We start from the raw sequence: 17182 nt of genomic DNA, 5'->3' as shown, positions 1-17182 counted from the left end.
GTGCCCAGCCGGAGGGTCGACAGATCAACGCCAAGGCACCCTGCGGGCCAATCGTAGAGATGGGTCAGAACGCTCCGGCCGGGACTACCCCATCCTCGCGGGACCGGGTAGAAACAGGCTGACAGTCGTAGGAGGACCCGACGGCACCGGTCGACGGTTTGATTCCCGCCTCGTCGAGCCGTTCAGAGTAGGCCACTGACATGTACTGCACGCCGTGGTCATGGTGGGCGATCAGGCCGGTGAGATCGGTGCCCTCACGGCTGCGAGTCCAGATCGCTTGCTCTACGGCGTCTATGACGAGCTTGCTCGTCATAGTGGTAGATACCGACCAACCCAGAATCCGGCGGGCATAGGCATCGACGACGAACGCGGTGTAGCACCAGCCTGACCATGTCGAGACATAGGTGAAGTCGGCAACCCACAGCCGGTCAGGTGCTAACGGCGCGAAACCGCGATTGACCAGGTCCAGTGGTTTCGAAGCCTTCGGGTCACTGATCGTGGTGTGCTTGACCTTGCCGCGGACTGCGCCGGCCAAACCGAGTTCAGTCATCAGCCTCTCGACCGTGCAGCGCGCTATCGGCGCCTCGTGCTCGGCTCGTTCTCGGTTCAACATCAGCCACACCTTCCGCGCTCCGTAGACCCCGTAGTTCTCCTCGTGCACCTTTGTGATCTTTGCCTTCAGCTCCTCATCGCGCACCTCACGAAAGGTTGGTTTTCGGGTGCGGTGCTCGTAGTAGGTCGCGGGGGCGATCTTCGCACCCAGCGTGGTGAGCTGAACGCAGATCGACTCGACACCCCACCGCAGACCATCACCATCGCGGGTACCGACATGTTCGTCGATGTAACGCACAATCAGCGCTGTGGCCGGTCGAGTTCGGCCGCAAAGAAAGCCGATGCGGACTTGAGGATCGCGTTGGCACGCTTGAGCTCGGCATTCTCGCGTTTGAGCCGCTTAAGCTCCGCCGATTCCTCGGTCGTCGTCCCCGGCCGTTGGCCAGCATCGACCTCGGCCTGACGACACCACTTCCGGATGGTCTCCGGCGTGCCCACCCCGAGCAGCTCAGCGACCTTGGTCATCGCCGCCCATTCCGACTCATGCTCAGCCCTGATCTCCGCGACCATCCGGACCGCCCGCTCACGCAACTCCGACGGGTACCTCTTCGACGTGCTTCCTGACATGACTCCATCCTTCCCAAGGAACAGAGTCTCCGGACACGCCGGGGCGATTCACATAGGAGCATCAGGTCGGTTAAGGCGACGAACTGTTGGGCCAGCCGCGGTCTGCCACTTCTTCGATGCAGAGGCTACAAATGAGCTCACGCGCCGAGCTGCCGCGCGACCCGTCGCACCGACTCCAGCAGGATCCAGTTCATGCGTCTCAGGTTGATCGTCCTCTACGTCACGGAATCGGCTCTCGACCGCGCCGCGTGTCCCGCCTTGAGCGAAAGTGTGACGCACCCTTGAGCACAAGAGGTGGGCTGGGGCCGAACTCGCCAACAACGCCTAGCAGGCTATTGAACTCGTACCGTGGTGCCCTAACCTCGCGAGGAGTAGCTGGGCAACGACCCGGTCGTGGGTCAGGTCCTGGTGCCCGACGTGTGCGCGCGGACATACCTCTTGCACGAACACGTTGTCTACTCCTGGTTCCCGGATGAACTGAGACTTCGGCGGTGTGACGATCAGATCATTTCGTGAGGCGATGACGAAGTACTCGATGCCCGGCTGTGCGATCGGGCCACGAGTGAGCTTGCGCACGAACGCCGACCCCTCTTCCATGTCTACGCAGGCGGGGCAGAACACTCCCATCGCCGCATCGGTAGTGGCACGGTTCGGCGTGCCCGCTGGTACCAGGCGATTAAGCCCACTCAAGGTCGTGCCATGAGTCAACGGTGCCAGCAGGATCATGGAGTCCACTGTCGAGGCTCCGCCTAGGTACTTCGCGTAGTACTCACCGATCATCGCACCTTGCGAGTGGCCGACATAGGTGACCTTCTTCGCCCCGGTCCGCGCTTTCACGTTCGCGATGAAGTCTGCGACGTGCCGGGCTGAGGCTCTCACATCGCCGAATCCTTTGACCTGGCCGCCTGTCACCGGGTGCCCGCCGTAGTCGGGCGCGAAGACGCAGTATCCAAGCTTGACGAGCAACGGTGCGTAGTCCGCCCAGTCCTGCTTGTCCGCGGCGGTGCCGTGCACGAGAACCAGCGGGGCTGGGTGAGGGCTGTCCGGCTTACAACCCCAGTCGTTGACCTGCGCCATTGATGGCGCAGGCAGTTGGAAGCGAGTCTGGGCGGTGGCAGGAAACGTGGTGAAAGCGAGTACGCCGGCAACTGCAAGCGCGGCGACCGCAAGGCGTCTAAGCGAGGTGGTCATGAGTGATCCTTGATGGTGACGGTAACGGGCTTGTTTCCGCTGGCGGTGATCTGAATGCGGTTGTCGGTGAGGCCATTAGTTACTGTGCCTCCGTCGACAGTGATGGCTGGTCCGTGCTTGTAGTGCAGCGGGCTCACGAAGATCTCGGTTGGGGCATCGGCATTGCCGGGCTCGTAGGTGTAGGTGAAGTCGCCAGTGTTGGTGTCGAACCGCAGGCGCTTCGGGATCCCGGCGGTTGCCTGCGGGTACGTGCGGACCAGACGTCGGAGTTTGTCCTTCTTCGTGCTCTGCAAATCACTATCGTCTACGAAGAGACCTTGGTCGCCGTCGGCGGTTGTCGGGTCGCCCCACTTCTTGTATGCCCAGTGCATCCACCCCATCAGATGCCGATCCGCCACGTCGGCGTCGATGCCGATCGCCGTGGTGTTGTCGGTGGCCCCCCACTCGGACATCAAGGTGGTGGCATTCATTCTGCGTCCCTGATCGAGCGCGTGCTGATTCCGGTCGGTACTAAACGAGCGACATCCCTGCATGTTCCCCGCGGGAAGCCCTTGGGACTCGGCGAAGACGTCAGGGCAGTAGTTGTGCCAGGAGAATCCGAGGTTCTGCTCGCCGTCGACTGGTGTGAAGAACGTGTCCAGGCGTTGTCCGCCGGCGAACTGCTGGGGTTCGAACCAAACGATGTTGTTCGGGTCAACGGTGCGCACGGCCCGCAATGCCTTCTCGAAGGCGGGTTGGAGTTCGTTGCGATAGGTATCAGGGCACCCATCGATCAGGCAGGTCATTCCTTCAATTCCCGCCCAGGGCTCATTCATCAGGTCATACCCCATTGAGTATGGCTGGTCCTTGTATCGGTTCGCGGTGATCGCCCATGCGCGAGCGAACTGGTCGAGCACTCCGTTCTTGTTGGCCCAGAAGTTGTCGTACACGGTCGAAAGCTCCGGCATCCAGTACCCCATGGGGAAAGGAGCGGACGCGATCGCGGACCGTGCAAACGGTTCGGGGCGGTGCGTTGCCCAGTCGGGTGCTCCCTCGCCGCCGTACTTCTCGTGCCACATGTCCTGGTGGAAGTCGAATTGCATCCAGATCCTGCGTTCGGCAAGTGCATTCACCACCGGCTGCCAGCGGTCCAGATACGAGGGATCCTCGACTCCCGGCCTATCGGGGGTGACGCCAGTCCAGAGGGTACCTAGTCGCGCCCCGTTGAACCCGTGATCGTAGAGCCATTCGGCGTCCTTGTCGGTGAAGCCCTGCGCCGTGGGCGGCGGAACATACGGCTTGTGCTTCCACACCAGATTCAGGCCATGAACGAGAACCACCCGTCCGAACTGGTCGACCATCCACCGACCATCGCGCCGCAGTTGAGGAACGGCCGAACCATCGGCAGCCGCAGGACCGACCACCAGCACAATAGCCCCGGCACTAAGAACAGCGACAAGCAGTAGACGGACGGCCACCAGGGCCACTCGGCACCCACCGAGACGCACGCGAGTTCGTGTATTCCAAGCTGTCGGACGCTGCATTGCTTCTCCTAGAGTCATCGCACCACTCGCACTTGCGCGGGCGGTCGAGCACCGCGACACCAGTGCCGTGACCTCCCCGGTCAAATCTCTGCGGTACACACAGTGCGGTAGCGGTTGCGGGCTCGTGCGACTCACCCTGACGGAACACTCCGGAGTAGGCCGCGTTGTCAGGTGTCGACGTTTGGTCGAATCCACATCGGAACGGTAGCCCCGGACCAACCAGGTTTGCAAGACATTCCTTGCAGAATTGTCCGTACGATGAGCCTGTGGCAAGCGATACGCGAGGGAGAATCATCGAGGCGGCGGCGCGCTTGTTCGCCGAACGTGGCGTTACCGGAACGACAGTCACTGCCATCGAACAAGAGTCTGGGCTGGCAGCTGGCAAGGGAAGCTTCTATCGACACTTCTCGAACAAGTCAGCGTTACTCGAGGAGGTGCTCGATCAACTCATCACACACGCCGCCGAAGCCAAGGAGTCGGCTCAATGTCTCGAGGAGTCATGCGATCAACTGCCGTCATACCTGCGCGCAGACCTCAGACACCTAACTGGAATCCGTCACCTAGTTGCCGTCCTAGCAGCCTCGCGCGATAACGCCCGCGTCCGCGAACGCATCGGAGAAGCACTCGTCGACGGCGGTATCGCTAACGAATCAGTAGCCCTGGTGTCCCGCATCTCAGCAGCATCTCCGGCAAGTGAGGACCCCGCGGCCTCGGCAGCTGTGATGATATCGGCAATGATCGGATATGCCTTGACCACCGAGTTCTTCGGGAGACCGCCCGGTGACATCGAAGCTGACCGATTCACCGACACTCTCGCCCGAATCCTGATCGGACAACACCCGCCGACTCCTGCCGCGTGAACCGGCCACGACAGGCAGCGCATTCCCGCACAACACGCAAATGGTGCCAGGCGGAGCGACCAAGGGGCGAACGCGCTGCGCCGGATCGTGAGCGACGTGCCGCATCACTGCGTACGGTGAAGCCATGTCAGGCATGGACCTGGCGTTCCTCCCCTACTCCGACCCTTCCCTAGGGCTGTACATCCGTGGGTAGGTGGCCCAGGCCAGCCGGCGGTCCCGCTCGGGATCCTCGACCACACGCGTGTGGGTGTCGAAGACCAGGGTGTCGCGTTCGGTCGCGGTGTAGCGAGGCCATGACGAGAGAGGTTCGCCGTGATGCGCGATGTTGATCCAGTGACCTTGTACCTGTTCGGTCACGGCACGAAGATTCTTGCGCCCGCCGAGTGCGGTCAGCGCCCACCCTGCCGGAGAACGGTCGAGCCCGAACACTGCGATCATCTCCGACGTGTGAGTTGCACCGAATCCCAGAAGGTTCAGAGTTCGCGGAGCAAAGTCGTAGCGATAGGTGTAAGTGGGCGCGTACCGACTGTGCCCCTCCACCGTCGCGACCAGTGGGCGCAGGAACGTGTAATCGGCCCCCATGCATACGGCCGCCCGCTTGGGCGAGTATTCGGTGTAGTGCTTCGCAATACTGTCGAGGGGCACCGAATCCGAAGTCGCGAACATCCGTCTCAGCTTCGCATCAGTGGTCGGTATCGCATCGAGGACTTTCGAGAAGAACGACCCCTCGTTGCGGTTTCTACCGATGATCAGTGGGACGCGGTGGGCGGTGCCGTCAGCGAACGCGTCGAAAGGGTGGGATGGCAGGTAGTCGCCGTCGACGACCGGCGCGAGCGTCCACTCTCCGGGCTTGTTCACCAGCCGTCCCCGGGCGACTTCACTAACAGCACGACGCAGCCGCTGAGGGGGCGCGAACCGCAAAGTCTCCGCCGCCTCCCCCACACGGATGCCCAGGGCGGCAATGCAACCGCGGGCGATGCCCGCTGCCGTGTCGGCATCGTGAGCCCAATCTACCGGCGCACTCTGCGCTATCCCTCTATGAAACAGACCGTCCGCAGCCGGCGTGGCGAACAACGTCGTGACAGCCGCACCGCCCGCGGACTCACCGAAGATCGTGACATTGTCCGGATCACCACCGAAGGCAGCGATATTGCGTTGCACCCATTGGAGTGCGGCAACCTGGTCTCGCACTCCCAGGTTCGAATCGATCGGACCGTCGGCTGTTGCGAACGGGGTGAAGTCGATGTAACCGAACGCGTTGAGCCGATAGTTGAGCGACACGAAGACCACGTCACCGCGGGCCGCCAAGTTGTTCCCGTGGTACATGTCCATGGCCGAGCACCCGAAGAAGTAGCCGCCACCGTGAATAAACACCATGACCGGCCGCAGCTCACCACTGGAGTTGGCGGGCGCTGTGACGTTGATCGTGAGGCAGTCTTCGCTCTGCGGCTGGATCACGAAGGCCCCAGCTCGAGACCCGGATGCGTGCTGTACCGCTGCGTCACCGTAGGTCGTGCCGTCACGCACGCCACTCCATGGCTGAACCGGCTGGGGAGCCCGGAACCGCCATCGCCCGACCGGCGGGGAGGCGTACGGAATCCCGAGCCACCGATTCACATCACCGCTACGGCGGCCACGCACCACCCCCTCGGCGGTGGATACTTCCAGCGATGCGTCCATCTCCTTCCCCCTGCCATGTCGAGGATCAGCTCGCACGGGGCACCTCCCCGTTCGCATCGGACATGATGACCGTGGTGAGCCGCCGCATGTACTCGATCAGCTGCGCACGTTCGCTAGATGTGAATATCTGCGCGGCGCGCAGCTGCCGTCCCCTTAACTCGACACGGTGGCGGCCAAGTAGCTCCGCGCCCTCGACAGTCAGACTGACCAGGACCCGCCGCTCGTCTTCCTGTGATCGACGCCGCGTGAGGATGCCCTTGGATTCGAGCTGCTGGAGCATGCGGGTGGCCGTGGGGATCGTGACGCCCGACTTGCCGGCAAGTTGACCAACGGCGAGCGCATCTTCCGGCGACGAGAGTGGATCAAGGAGCGCAATCTGCGCTTGAGAGAGGCCGCCGCTGCTGTGCGCTGTGCGCGCCTTCCGCATAGCTAGATAGAGCGCGTCTGCCGCCTGTGCCATGCCTTCGGGCTCCCCCGTTGCGACGCTCCGGTATTCGTTTCGTTCCACGACGAGAAGATTAGCAGCCTATTGCTTAGTTAGCTAACTGTTAGTGTGCTTTCTATGACTCGTATTGATGTGCACCAGCACTTGCTACCGCCCCTGTACCGCCGCGTCCTCGATGAGCGGGGGCTCACATCGGGCGGATGGCCTACCCCTGCCTGGGATCCGAGGGGTGCGATCGCGGCGATGGACCACCGCGAGATCACGACCGGAGTCCTGTCGGTGAGCGCACCCGGCGTCCACTTCGGGGATGACGACGACGCGCGCCAGCTCGCCCGGGCGGTGAATGACTACCAGGCCGAGTTGATGAAAGACCGACCAGAGCGATTCGGCCACTTCGCTGTCCTGACGCTGCCTGACGTCAAGGGCGCGATCGTTGAGGCCACCTACGCTCTCGAGGAACTGAAGGCCGACGGAGTCGTTCTACTGTCCAACGCGCAGGGGACATACCTCGGAGACCCGTCGATCGAACCGCTGTGGGAGTACCTCGACACTCAGGCAGCCGTGGTGTTCATTCACCCTGCCGAGCCGCCCATCACCAGGTTGCCCGGCCTGCCCAGTCCGGTCGTCGACTATCCGTTCGACACCACTCGTACGGCGGTTCATATGGTGGCGAACGGTGTCATGGCGCGGCACCGAAGAATGCGGGTGATCCTTGCACACGCTGGCGGCTTCCTACCGTACGCGGCTGAGAGGTTCACTCTGGCCGCTTCTTTCAACACGGGTGCCACGCCCGAGGGGATCCGCAGGGACTTGCGCAGCTTCTACTTCGACACGGCCTTGTCTTCGTCAGCGCTTCCCGCACTGTTGGCGTTCGCCGCGGCCGGGCACGTGCTCTACGGAAGCGACTTTCCGTTCGCTCCGGCGCCAGTACGCGCCGAGGTTGACGCTGAACTGGAAACGTACCGGGGTTGGCAGCCCGGCCAGCTCGCGGCTCTTGAGCACCACAACGCCGAAGCGCTCTTCCCGCGTTTGCGGCGTTAGGTGGATCCGTTGCGGTGCCGTCGGCACGAAGTGTCGGAAGCTGTAGCGGAGGAGAACCGAGCCGGCGGGGCGTCCCGGCTCGGACACTGTCGGCAGTCAGCGAAGCTCGATCCAAGGTGCACGCGGCGTGCCTCGGGAGTCGGCTGACGAACTGAGGAGGCAGGGGCGGGACCAGACTCGCTCCCGGTAGGGCGCAACTCTCGTCGGTTGCGCAGTAGGGCTCCTCGATGGAGTTGAGCTGAGGATTCAGGACGCTGAGACTCGGCGACCGGCCGCGCAGACACCGATCAGTCGCTCGTTCCTGTCAGACCGCCGTGTCACGCTCATCTCCATGACCCAGACTCCGCCCACCGAACTGTGCGACTGTCCACGCCGAGACCACACCGGCTCCGAGAACGGGTGCTGCCTCAACCCGTCGATCCGCAGCGAAGGGGCCAGCGACACCGAGGTCGGTTACTCCCGCTACTCGGAGTGCGGCTGCTGCATGTCCCACTGTCCTGATGTACACCCGTCACCGACCCCCAGGCTTCTGACCAGTGCCGGGCTCGCTTGTCGTCGCCAAGGGGCACTTCGACACGCTGCTGGCCGAGAAGCAGATGGAGTTGCGCGAACGCGAGTCACGCGGGGAACTGCGGATCGCTCCGCAGGCCGAGATGCGGTCGCCAGGGATGGACCGATGAAGCTGAGCCTGATCGTTCTCTACGTTTCACCGCCGCCCCTTGACCGCGCCGCGGCGTTCTACGGTGAGATCCTCGCCGCCGAACCCGTCGCCGAGAAGCATGGCTCGGGTCCCCGGCAATGGTCGGTCACGTCCGACGAGACCGGTCTCGTGACGGAACTGTATCCGGCCACATCGTGGCCGCACACTGCAACGCGTCTCGAGTTCCACGGCGTGGACATGGACGCTGCGGCGCACCGCCTGATGGACCACGTGTACGCCTTGCCGGAACACGCCAGGGACGGTGCCGGTTGGTGGGTGAGCGATCCCATCGGCAACACAGTGGTGCTGTTGCCGGAGCCGACGCCGAGCTGAGCACAGTTGCCCGCGCCGCGCACACCATTTCACTGGGATCAGTCAGATCGTGTCCGCATGAACGAGTCGACCTGGACTGAACCGCCCGCCGCCGAGGACGCACCGCCCGAACTGCTGCACGATGCGCGCGCTACTCGCCGAATTCCAGGAACTCTCCCCGTCAGCGGACGGGTACGCCGAGGCCGTCACCGCACTGCGGGTGTCACGAGACGCGATGGCCGCGCCGCCCATCCGATCCCGCGTACCTCGCGGCGCAGCGGGAAGGAGCAGGCGCATGACGACCGGCCCCGTGCACATCCGCGACGAAGACGAGCAGTGGGCTGACTGACGGCGCGTCGATAATCGGAGGGGAGATATTCACGTGGTTCTCCTGTCGAGGTTGAGGTTCGTGAGGGGCTGCAATGACCACGCTGGCGTCGACGAGGTCCATTGCCACGCCGGCCTGCAGCACTGACCGTCTGATGGTCTGATCGGGGTGTAGCGCTGCGGCACCAAGAACGATGTCGCGGACGCCGAAGGCCTTAACGCAGCTGCCGTTGGTCGGGGCCCGGGTAATCGATACCAAGCGCGCGGTGAACGTGGGCCGGCGCCAGCGCTGTCGTCGCGCCCCAGGCGATACGACCGATACCGATCATTGTGAGAACAGTCCGCTCGGCGGTGTCCGGCAGTGTTGGTGTCATCTGGCTTCTCGCTCAGTCCGTTGCATCACCTGGTGTTTGGGCCGGGATCGCTGCGATCGGGATGGCCGCGGCCGGGGGTACAGCGGCAGCCATTCTTGCTCATCGTACGCAAAAGCCACTACGCGACTCCTGGAACAAAGCGCTGGCCAGGGGTTGTCTCCCCTCGCCAGCGCCTTGCCTATCCGGCCTCTAGAGCATGCAGCTGACGCAGCCTTCGACCTCGGTCCCCTCGAGGGCCATCTGACGCAAACGGATGTAGTACAGCGTCTTAATTCCCTTGCGCCATGCATAGATCTGCGCCTTGTTGACGTCGCGTGTGCTGGCGGTGTCCTTGAAGAACAGGGTCAAGCTCAGGCCCTGGTCAACGTGCTGCGTCGCAGCAGCGTAGGTATCGATGACCTTCTCGTAACCGATCTCGTAGGCATCCTGGTAGTACTCCAGATTGTCGTTCGTCAGGTACGGCGCCGGGTAGTAGGCGCGGCCGATCTTGCCTTCCTTGCGGATCTCGATCTTCGACGCGACCGGGTGGATGGAACTCGTCGAATGGTTGATGTAGCTGATCGAACCGGTCGGCGGGACGGCCTGCAGATTCTGGTTGTAGATGCCGTGCTCCTGAACGCTGGCCTTCAACGCACGCCAGTCGTCCTGTGTCGGGATGGCGATCCCGGCCTCGGCGAAAATTCCGCGCACCTTGTCGGTCGCCGGTTCCCACACCTGGTCGGTGTACTTGTCGAAGTACTCGCCCGACGCGTACTTGCTGTCCTCGAAGCCCGCGAACGCGTTGCCTCGCTCCTGCGCGATCGTGTTCGACGCACGGATCGCGTGGTACACGACCGTGTAGAAGTACATGTTCGTGAAGTCGATGCCCTCTTCGCTGCCGTAGAAGATCCGCTCACGAGCGAGGTAGCCGTGCAGATTCATCTGGCCGAGCCCGATCGCGTGACCGTCCTCGTTGGCACGCTTGATCGACGGGACCGAATCGATCGACGTCTGATCAGCCACCGCGGTGAGGCCGCGGATCGCGGTCTCGATGGTCTGCGCGATGTCCGGCGAATCCATCGTCTTCGCGATGTTCAACGAACCGAGGTTGCACGAGATGTCACGGCCGACATGCGAGTACGACAAGTCATCGTTGAACGTCGACGGCGTCGACACCTGCAGGATCTCCGAGCACAGGTTCGAGTGGGTGATCTTGCCCGCCACCGGGTTCGCGCGGTTCACCGTGTCCTCGAACATGATGTACGGGTAACCCGACTCGAACTGCAGCTCGGCGAGAGTCTGGAAGAACTCGCGCGCCTTGATCTTGGTCTTGCGGATTCGCCCGTCCTCGACCATCGCGTGGTACTCGTCAGTGACATTCACGTCGGCGAACGGCTTCCCGTAGACGCGTTCCACGTCGTACGGGCTGAACAGGTACATGTCGTCGTTGTTCTTGGCGAGCTCGAACGTGATGTCCGGGATCACGACGCCGAGCGAGAGAGTCTTGATACGGATCTTCTCGTCCGCGTTCTCACGCTTGGTATCCAGGAACCGGTAGATGTCGGGGTGGTGCGCGTGCAGATAGACCGCGCCCGCGCCCTGACGTGCACCGAGCTGGTTGGCGTAGCTGAACGAGTCTTCGAGCAGCTTCATGATCGGGATGACACCCGAGCTCTGGTTCTCGATCCGTTTGATCGGCGCGCCGTGCTCACGGACGTTGCTCAGCAGCAGCGCGACACCGCCGCCACGCTTGGACAGTTGCAGCGCCGAGTTGATCGAGCGGCCGATCGACTCCATGTTGTCCTCGATACGGAGCAGGAAGCACGAGACGGGTTCACCACGCTGCTTCTTGCCCGAGTTGAGGAACGTCGGCGTCGCCGGCTGGAAGCGCCCGTCCATGATCTCGTCGACGAGGTTGCGTGCTAGCGACGTGTCGCCGCTGGCGAGCGTCAACGCGACCATGCAGACACGGTCCTCGAAACGCTCGAGATACCGCTTGCCGTCGAAGGTTTTGAGCGTGTAGCTCGTGTAGTACTTGAACGCGCCGAGGAACGTCGGGAAGCGGAACTTCTTGCTGAACGCGTGGCCGAACAGCAATTTGACGAACTCGCGGTCGTACTGGGCGAGCACCTCGGGCTCGTAGTAGTTCTCCTTGACGAGGTAGTCGAGCTTCTCATCGAGATCGTGGAAGAACACCGTGTTCTGGTTGACGTGCTGCAGGAAGTACTGCCGCGCCGCCTCTTTGTCCTTCTCGAACTGGATGTTGCCGTCCGCGTCGTACAGGTTGAGCATCGCGTTGAGCGCGTGGAAGTCCAACTCCCCGGGGTCGTGGCCCGCGGGGCCTGCGTGCACCCCCGACTGGCTGGCCGAAACGGTGGAATCTGTGGCAGTGGCGGTGGGCGACACGGGTACTCCTGGAGTGTCTAGTGCGCTGGTGCGCGATGTGCTCGGACGAAGTCGGCGAGGCCGGCCCGCACTCGGGTGACGTCCTCTGGTGTGCCCATCAACTCGAACCGATAGAGGTAGGGCACGTTGCATTTGCCGGCGATGATGTCGCCTGCCATACAGAACTCCGCTCCGAAGTTTGTATTTCCGGCGGCGATCACTCCCCGGATCAACGATCGATTGTGTTCGACGTTGAGGAACTTGATGACTTGCTTGGGTACGTAGCCGCCGCCCGCATGGGCGGTGACCGTGCCGCTGTCGCTGACCTTCCCTCCCCCGTAGGTCGGGCTGATCAACACGTACGGCTCGTCCACTCGGAAGGCGCCCTCACGGTCGATCAGCGGGATCCGCTGAGACCGGGCTCCGAGCTTGCGCACGAAGCGTTGGGTGTTCTCCGAGACTGACGAGAAGTAGACGATCAACGGCAGGTCGTCGCGGCCCGGTACCTCGTCGGCGGCCGCGGACATCGGCCCGGGCTCAGGCCGCGCGGACGGCGATGGCCTTGATGCGGTCCGGGCGGAAGCCCGACCAGTGGTCGTCACCGTCGACGACGACCGGGGCCTGCAGGTAGCCGAGGGCCATGACGTAGTCGCGCGCCTCGTCATCCTGACTGATGTCGACGACGTCGTACGACAGACCGGCCTTGTCGAGTGCCTTGTAGGTCGCATTGCACTGAACACAAGCGGGCTTGGTGTAGACGGTGATTGCCATCGGCGAGACTCCCTCATCCTGCGGTCGTGGACCGCTTCCCTGCGACTGTTTGTTCGTGGTCTGTTCGGGAGGCCTTCCCGGTGAACGACGTCGATGTGATTCGATCGCCTTCTGTCCGCCCCCCGGACACTCCAAACACTACACCTAGTGGTTCGGTTTTCAACCGACCACAATCACTTGTGAATAACATTCGTGAAAGTCCCAGGTCGGGATGGCGTCATCCACAGGTCACTCGGCGTGTCTCGGCGCGTTCGGCGTGTCGTGCACAGCACTGTGGAGGAGTACTCAACAGCTGTGGATCGAACCATGAGACCAGTCAATCATCGGGGTGTGACAATCACGCTCGGAGACGACGAACGCGCCCCGCGGCTGCGAGAGTCTCTCGCGGCCGCGGGGCTCGTTGAACGGCTCCGCTCCGGGATCTCCGGCGCGCACCGTCCACCGGTCGCCGTCGAGGGTCAGACGGCGACCGCGACCGAGTCGACGAGGACCCGGACGGCTTCGCCCACCTGAGCGACGATCTCGTCGGTCCGCACACCCGCGTCGTCGAGCTTGCCGGTGGCGACGCCGATCTCGACGTCCTCGACCACCCGGCCACCCGCGATACCCGCCGACTTGCGGGTGTCCTGGCGCGACCAGGTGCCCGCATACTGCCCCAGGGCGGCGCCGATCACGCCGACCGGCTTGCCGACCATCGCGCCGGCGCCGTACGGACGCGACAGCCAGTCGATGGCGTTCTTGAGCACAGCGGGCAGAGTCCCGTTGTATTCGGGGGTCACCAGGAGGACGGTGTCGGCGGCGCCGACCGCCTCGCGCAGCTGCGCGACACCGGCGGGCAACGCGCCTTCGATGTCGATGTCCTCGTTGTAGAACGCGAGATCGCCGAGTCCTTCGACGATCGAGCCGGAGACGCCCTCGGGGAGGTTCTCGAGCGCGACCTCCGCAAGCTGACGGTTGATGGATTCGGCCCGCAGGCTGCCGACGAGGACGGCGACGGTGAGGTTGTTGTCCGACATGAAGTTCTCCTACTGAGGTCGTTGCAGCGGTGTCGTTGCAGTGAAGTCGTTGTCGCGAGCCGTCGTCGGGACGTCCCGCATCGTCCACGACGATTAAAACGGACCACGGTCCGCAGATCATCCCGCAACACCGGTGACATCGGTCACCCCGCAGGACGGATCGCAGGTGAAGCCGACAATCAGCTAGTGTCGGGCTATGGCGATCTCGCAGCACACATCCGTCGGCCTGCCGGTCATCGGTGGGCCGACGCTGTCGTGCGAACGTGCCGACGCCGCACGTAATCGACGCCTGCTGCTCGCCGCCGCGCAAACGTTGATCGACGACAACGGCGCGGCAGCCGTCACGATGGACGCCGTGGCCCGTGCCGCAGGCGTCGGCAAGGGCACCGTGTTCCGCCGTTTCGGCAACCGCACCGGCCTGATGCGTGCACTCCTGGACCACTCGGAATCCGATCTGCAACAGGCGATGCTGTCCGGTCCCGAACCGCTCGGTCCGGGCGCGCATCCACTCGACCGGCTCGTCGCGTACGGCCGTGCCCGTCTGAAGATGACCATCGACCATCTCGACATCCTGCTCGAAGCGAACGCCGACGATCCGGATCGACTGTCGCACCCGGTGTGGACGATGTCGACGCAGCACGTGAAGATCCTGCTGCGCGAACTCGGATTCGCCGGCGGTCTGGACGTGCTGGCACACGCCGTGCAGGCTCCTCTCGACGCGATCACGGTCCGGCACCTGCTCAAGGTCGTCGAACTGACGCACACGCAGATCGCCGACGACTGGGAGCGCATGGTCCGCGACCTCACGGCCGGCGCGTCCTGAGCCCGGTCAACGCACCACGTCCCGCATCGTCAACGCCGCGACACGACTGAGCTCGGGACCTTCGGGCACCAGCGAGATCACCGACCACGGGGCCCGCGGCGGCGTGTCCGACAGGCCGAGGCTCGTCACTGCGTCGTCGCCCGCCAACCGGTGGCGTACGCCGGTGTCGGCGATCAGGAAGCGCTGTCCAGCGAGTGGGCTGTCGGCTCGAATCCCCGTCAGCGCAACGTATTCGGCCGTCCCCGGCGCCAGGTAGACACCGTCGACGCCCGGCCCCGGCCCGTCGGCAGATCCGAGTCGCACCGGCGCTCCGGAGCCGGGCACCGGCAGCCGATCGGCGACCACCAGTCGCTCTTTCGCGCTCTCGTCCCGCCGTCGCGCCCAGTGTCTGCAGAGCACCGCGTCCGACCCGCCCCGCATCGCAGGCGCGCCGCCCGGAAAGTGCCCGACCGGCAGTCCGTCGACCGCTCGAACACTCGTCAGCTCGGCCGATGCGACGTCGCGGATCGGCGGCGCGGCGTCGACGGCCAACAACATGTCGGCGGCCGTCTCCGGCACCCGTTGCACGCCGTCGGCCAGGACCACGCGGTAGACGTGGGCGCCTGCCGCCGTAGTGGTGCGGATGACGGCTCCGACGGTGGCCCCGAGTGGACCTGGCGATCCGCGCTCCGGAACGTCGGGGACCTCGAGCGCAGGGACTTGGGGGAACGTGTCGAGCAATGCTGCGGACACGGCACGCGGCTCGACCCCCTCCAGTCCCAGGGCACGCAGCACTTCGATCCGCGACGTGTCGACCCGCGCCTTCACCGGCAGCGTGAGGTCACCTCGACGGTCGTTGTACAGCAGCCACTGCTCGTCACCGTCGGTGACGAGCACCCCGGAGTCGGCGGGCGCCGCTCGCGGGTCCGCCCCCGCCAGGACCACGGTGCCGTCCGCCCCGTCGCACACCGTCCACGCCGAGTCACCGTCGTCGGCGGCGCCCGGCAGCGACGCGGGTGCGCCGGGGATCCCGAGCGTCGGTCCACGCGAATACTCCCGCAACGACGCCGCGCTGACCGCCTTCACCGCAGCTGGGCTCCCCACCACCAGTCGAGCGGACGCGAGGTTCAGCACCGGATGCATCACCTCGTCGACGCGGACGAACACGGCACCGCCCGGATCGGTGACGATCTGCGCGTCACCGACCGTCGGAGCGGGCCGGATCAGTCCGTAGACGCCTGCCCCCGCCAGGATCAAGACGGCGATCACCACTCCGGCGACCAACGCTCTGCTCTGCGAGCGCATCGGATCGTGAAGCAACCGCACATCGCGTCGGATCAACGCGTGCTCGGCTCTCGTCAAGCCGAACCGATAGCCGCTGACCTGCGCTCGCGTCGTCATACGTCTGGACATTCGTGACCATCCCCCCGGAATCGGTCTATCCCCCGATATCGAATCCGATACAGGCACGCTAGCCGCGTTGTACCGTGACGCCTAGCAGTTCGGGGGAATTGGCGATTCGGGGGAATGCACATGCGACTGCTCACACGCACTCATGTCGGACCGCGCCGGGAACCGTTCGACGTGCCCGACGGCGACGGATTCGTCGGTGTCGGGCTGGACGGAACCCGCTTGGTGTCGGTGCTGTCGGTGATTCCGCCGCCGCCCGCCCCGGTGCTGCTTCCCGACGGGCCCCGCGCACGGCTCCCCGTCGACGCGATCGCCCGCTGCTTCGCCTACACCGACGCCCGGCCCGCCCGCATCGACGTCGTCACCCGCACGCTCGCCTCGTGGGGCGACGGTCCCGCAGCTCGCGCCTATCGCACGGTGCTCGGCCCACTGGACCCGGCGTCCCATCGCAGTGTCGCCCTGGTGATCCGCATCGACCCGGCGCAGTGCCAGGCAGCCGTCGCCCTGCGCGGCGGCGGGGCCGTCGGCGCGCTGCGAACTGCGCTGTGGTGCGTTCGGCGGGTGATCGCGGCCGCGGCGCCGCACGTCAGGCTGCGACCGTTGACGGCGGCGGCGCTGTCCACGGACGCCGCCTGGACGCTCGACGCGCGCTCGGCGGTCGTCGCGACGCTGGAGCCTGCCGGGTTCGACGGCGTCGCTCCGCCCATCGGTGGAGACGGCCAGGTGGTGGGCGCGGCGGAATCGGGCGCGCCGATCGCACTCTGCCTGGCCGGCCCGCACATCGACCGAGTCGACATCGCAGCCCAGCCGAGGCTGATCCGGCAGACCGCGGTCCGCCTCGCCGCTCTCGGCGTGCGCGGACACGTGATGACCGACCGTCACGAGCTGTGGCAGCCGTTGGCCGCGGCGATCGGTGACCCGCTCCTGTTCGGTCTCGGCCCATCGGTTCCGCCGACTGCGCAGGTGGTGATCCGCGACGTCGAGCAACCCGACGACAGCAGCGAACCGGGTGTGACCGAGCTCCGCGTCCACCGTCGCGACGTGCGGACGTCGCCGGGCCGCTTCCTGCTCCGTCAAGATCTGGGCGACGCGTCGCTCATGCATCTGGTGGCGCCCGACGGCGCGACGACCACGGTGCGCACGGTGTCGACGCCTGCCGAACGTGCGCTCACCGGATGATCCGAGCG

16 protein-coding genes and 1 pseudogene are annotated in these 17182 nt (G+C 64.7%); 7 read left to right on the top strand and 10 right to left on the bottom strand.

Features of this window, described 5'->3' with window-relative positions; genetic code table 11:
- Positions 1-124 precede the first annotated feature (124 nt).
- From L5G28_RS09225 to L5G28_RS09215, 3 genes and pseudogenes are all read right to left on the bottom strand, one after another.
- Positions 125-1179, bottom strand: a pseudogene (locus L5G28_RS09225) (IS3 family transposase); the annotation flags it as partial.
- Between the two features lie 324 nt (positions 1180-1503).
- Positions 1504-2370, bottom strand: a complete 867-nt coding sequence (locus tag L5G28_RS09220) for a lipase family alpha/beta hydrolase (RefSeq protein ID WP_236999239.1) — start codon at positions 2368-2370, stop codon at positions 1504-1506.
- A complete protein-coding gene (locus L5G28_RS09215; protein WP_237001253.1) occupies positions 2367-3710 on the bottom strand; it encodes a cellulase family glycosylhydrolase in 1344 nt (447 codons plus the stop codon). Before L5G28_RS09215 ends, L5G28_RS09220 begins: the two co-directional genes overlap by 4 nt.
- A 449-nt stretch (positions 3711-4159) precedes the next feature.
- Between L5G28_RS09215 and L5G28_RS09210 the strand changes: the two genes are divergently transcribed.
- Positions 4160-4753 (top strand): TetR/AcrR family transcriptional regulator, encoded by a 594-nt coding sequence (locus L5G28_RS09210; protein WP_236999241.1) that lies wholly within the window; start codon positions 4160-4162, stop codon positions 4751-4753.
- A 153-nt stretch (positions 4754-4906) separates the two neighbouring features.
- On the opposite strand, the gene L5G28_RS09205 is transcribed toward L5G28_RS09210, so the two are convergent.
- Both L5G28_RS09205 and L5G28_RS09200 read right to left on the bottom strand, forming a co-directional pair.
- On the bottom strand, positions 4907-6433 hold the full coding sequence (locus L5G28_RS09205) for a carboxylesterase/lipase family protein (protein WP_237001252.1): 1527 nt from the start codon (positions 6431-6433) through the stop codon (positions 4907-4909).
- A 25-nt stretch (positions 6434-6458) separates the two neighbouring features.
- Positions 6459-6941 (bottom strand): MarR family winged helix-turn-helix transcriptional regulator, encoded by a 483-nt coding sequence (locus L5G28_RS09200; RefSeq protein ID WP_236999243.1) that lies wholly within the window; start codon positions 6939-6941, stop codon positions 6459-6461.
- A gap of 54 nt (positions 6942-6995) precedes the next feature.
- Here L5G28_RS09200 and L5G28_RS09195 point away from each other — a divergent pair, with 54 nt between their 5' ends.
- The 4 genes from L5G28_RS09195 (at position 6996) to L5G28_RS09180 (ending at position 9280) form a co-directional block, all read left to right on the top strand.
- Complete coding sequence (locus tag L5G28_RS09195; protein ID WP_236999244.1) at positions 6996-7919, top strand: amidohydrolase family protein; 924 nt, start codon at positions 6996-6998, stop codon at positions 7917-7919.
- Positions 7920-8455: 536 nt separating this feature from the next.
- The gene (locus tag L5G28_RS09190) at positions 8456-8599 is read left to right on the top strand and encodes a hypothetical protein (protein ID WP_236999245.1); all 144 of its coding nucleotides are present in this window, start codon (positions 8456-8458) and stop codon (positions 8597-8599) included.
- Entirely contained in the window at positions 8596-8952 is a 357-nt protein-coding gene (locus L5G28_RS09185) for a VOC family protein (RefSeq protein ID WP_236999246.1), read from the top strand. The genes L5G28_RS09190 and L5G28_RS09185 overlap by 4 nt, the downstream gene beginning before the upstream one ends.
- Before the next feature lie 121 nt (positions 8953-9073).
- A complete protein-coding gene (locus L5G28_RS09180) occupies positions 9074-9280 on the top strand; it encodes a hypothetical protein (RefSeq protein ID WP_236999247.1) in 207 nt (68 codons plus the stop codon).
- Between the two features lie 541 nt (positions 9281-9821).
- Here L5G28_RS09180 and nrdE read toward each other — a convergent pair.
- The 4 genes from nrdE to L5G28_RS09160 form a co-directional block, all read right to left on the bottom strand.
- The gene (nrdE, locus tag L5G28_RS09175; protein ID WP_236999248.1) at positions 9822-12017 is read right to left on the bottom strand and encodes a class 1b ribonucleoside-diphosphate reductase subunit alpha; all 2196 of its coding nucleotides are present in this window, start codon (positions 12015-12017) and stop codon (positions 9822-9824) included.
- Positions 12018-12034: 17 nt separating this feature from the next.
- The gene (gene nrdI, locus L5G28_RS09170; protein ID WP_237001251.1) at positions 12035-12523 is read right to left on the bottom strand and encodes a class Ib ribonucleoside-diphosphate reductase assembly flavoprotein NrdI; all 489 of its coding nucleotides are present in this window, start codon (positions 12521-12523) and stop codon (positions 12035-12037) included.
- 10 nt (positions 12524-12533) lie between these two features.
- Positions 12534-12767, bottom strand: a complete 234-nt coding sequence (gene nrdH, locus L5G28_RS09165) for a glutaredoxin-like protein NrdH (protein ID WP_236999250.1) — start codon at positions 12765-12767, stop codon at positions 12534-12536.
- Between the two features lie 458 nt (positions 12768-13225).
- The gene (locus L5G28_RS09160; protein WP_237001250.1) at positions 13226-13783 is read right to left on the bottom strand and encodes an NAD(P)H-dependent oxidoreductase; all 558 of its coding nucleotides are present in this window, start codon (positions 13781-13783) and stop codon (positions 13226-13228) included.
- Between the two features lie 196 nt (positions 13784-13979).
- Here L5G28_RS09160 and L5G28_RS09155 point away from each other — a divergent pair, with 196 nt between their 5' ends.
- Entirely contained in the window at positions 13980-14606 is a 627-nt protein-coding gene (locus L5G28_RS09155; RefSeq protein ID WP_237001249.1) for a TetR/AcrR family transcriptional regulator, read from the top strand.
- Between the two features lie 6 nt (positions 14607-14612).
- Here L5G28_RS09155 and eccB read toward each other — a convergent pair whose 3' ends face one another.
- A complete protein-coding gene (gene eccB, locus L5G28_RS09150) occupies positions 14613-15998 on the bottom strand; it encodes a type VII secretion protein EccB (protein WP_237001248.1) in 1386 nt (461 codons plus the stop codon).
- A 120-nt stretch (positions 15999-16118) separates the two neighbouring features.
- On the opposite strand from eccB, the gene L5G28_RS09145 reads away from it, so the two are divergent.
- A complete protein-coding gene (locus tag L5G28_RS09145) occupies positions 16119-17174 on the top strand; it encodes a type VII secretion protein EccE (protein ID WP_237001247.1) in 1056 nt (351 codons plus the stop codon).
- Positions 17175-17182: the final 8 nt, after the last annotated feature.

It is taken from the genome of Gordonia liuliyuniae (genome assembly GCF_021739025.1).
Taxonomy (GTDB): Bacteria; Actinomycetota; Actinomycetes; order Mycobacteriales; family Mycobacteriaceae; genus Gordonia; species Gordonia liuliyuniae.
This window is presented reverse-complemented; position numbering and strand designations above follow the sequence as displayed.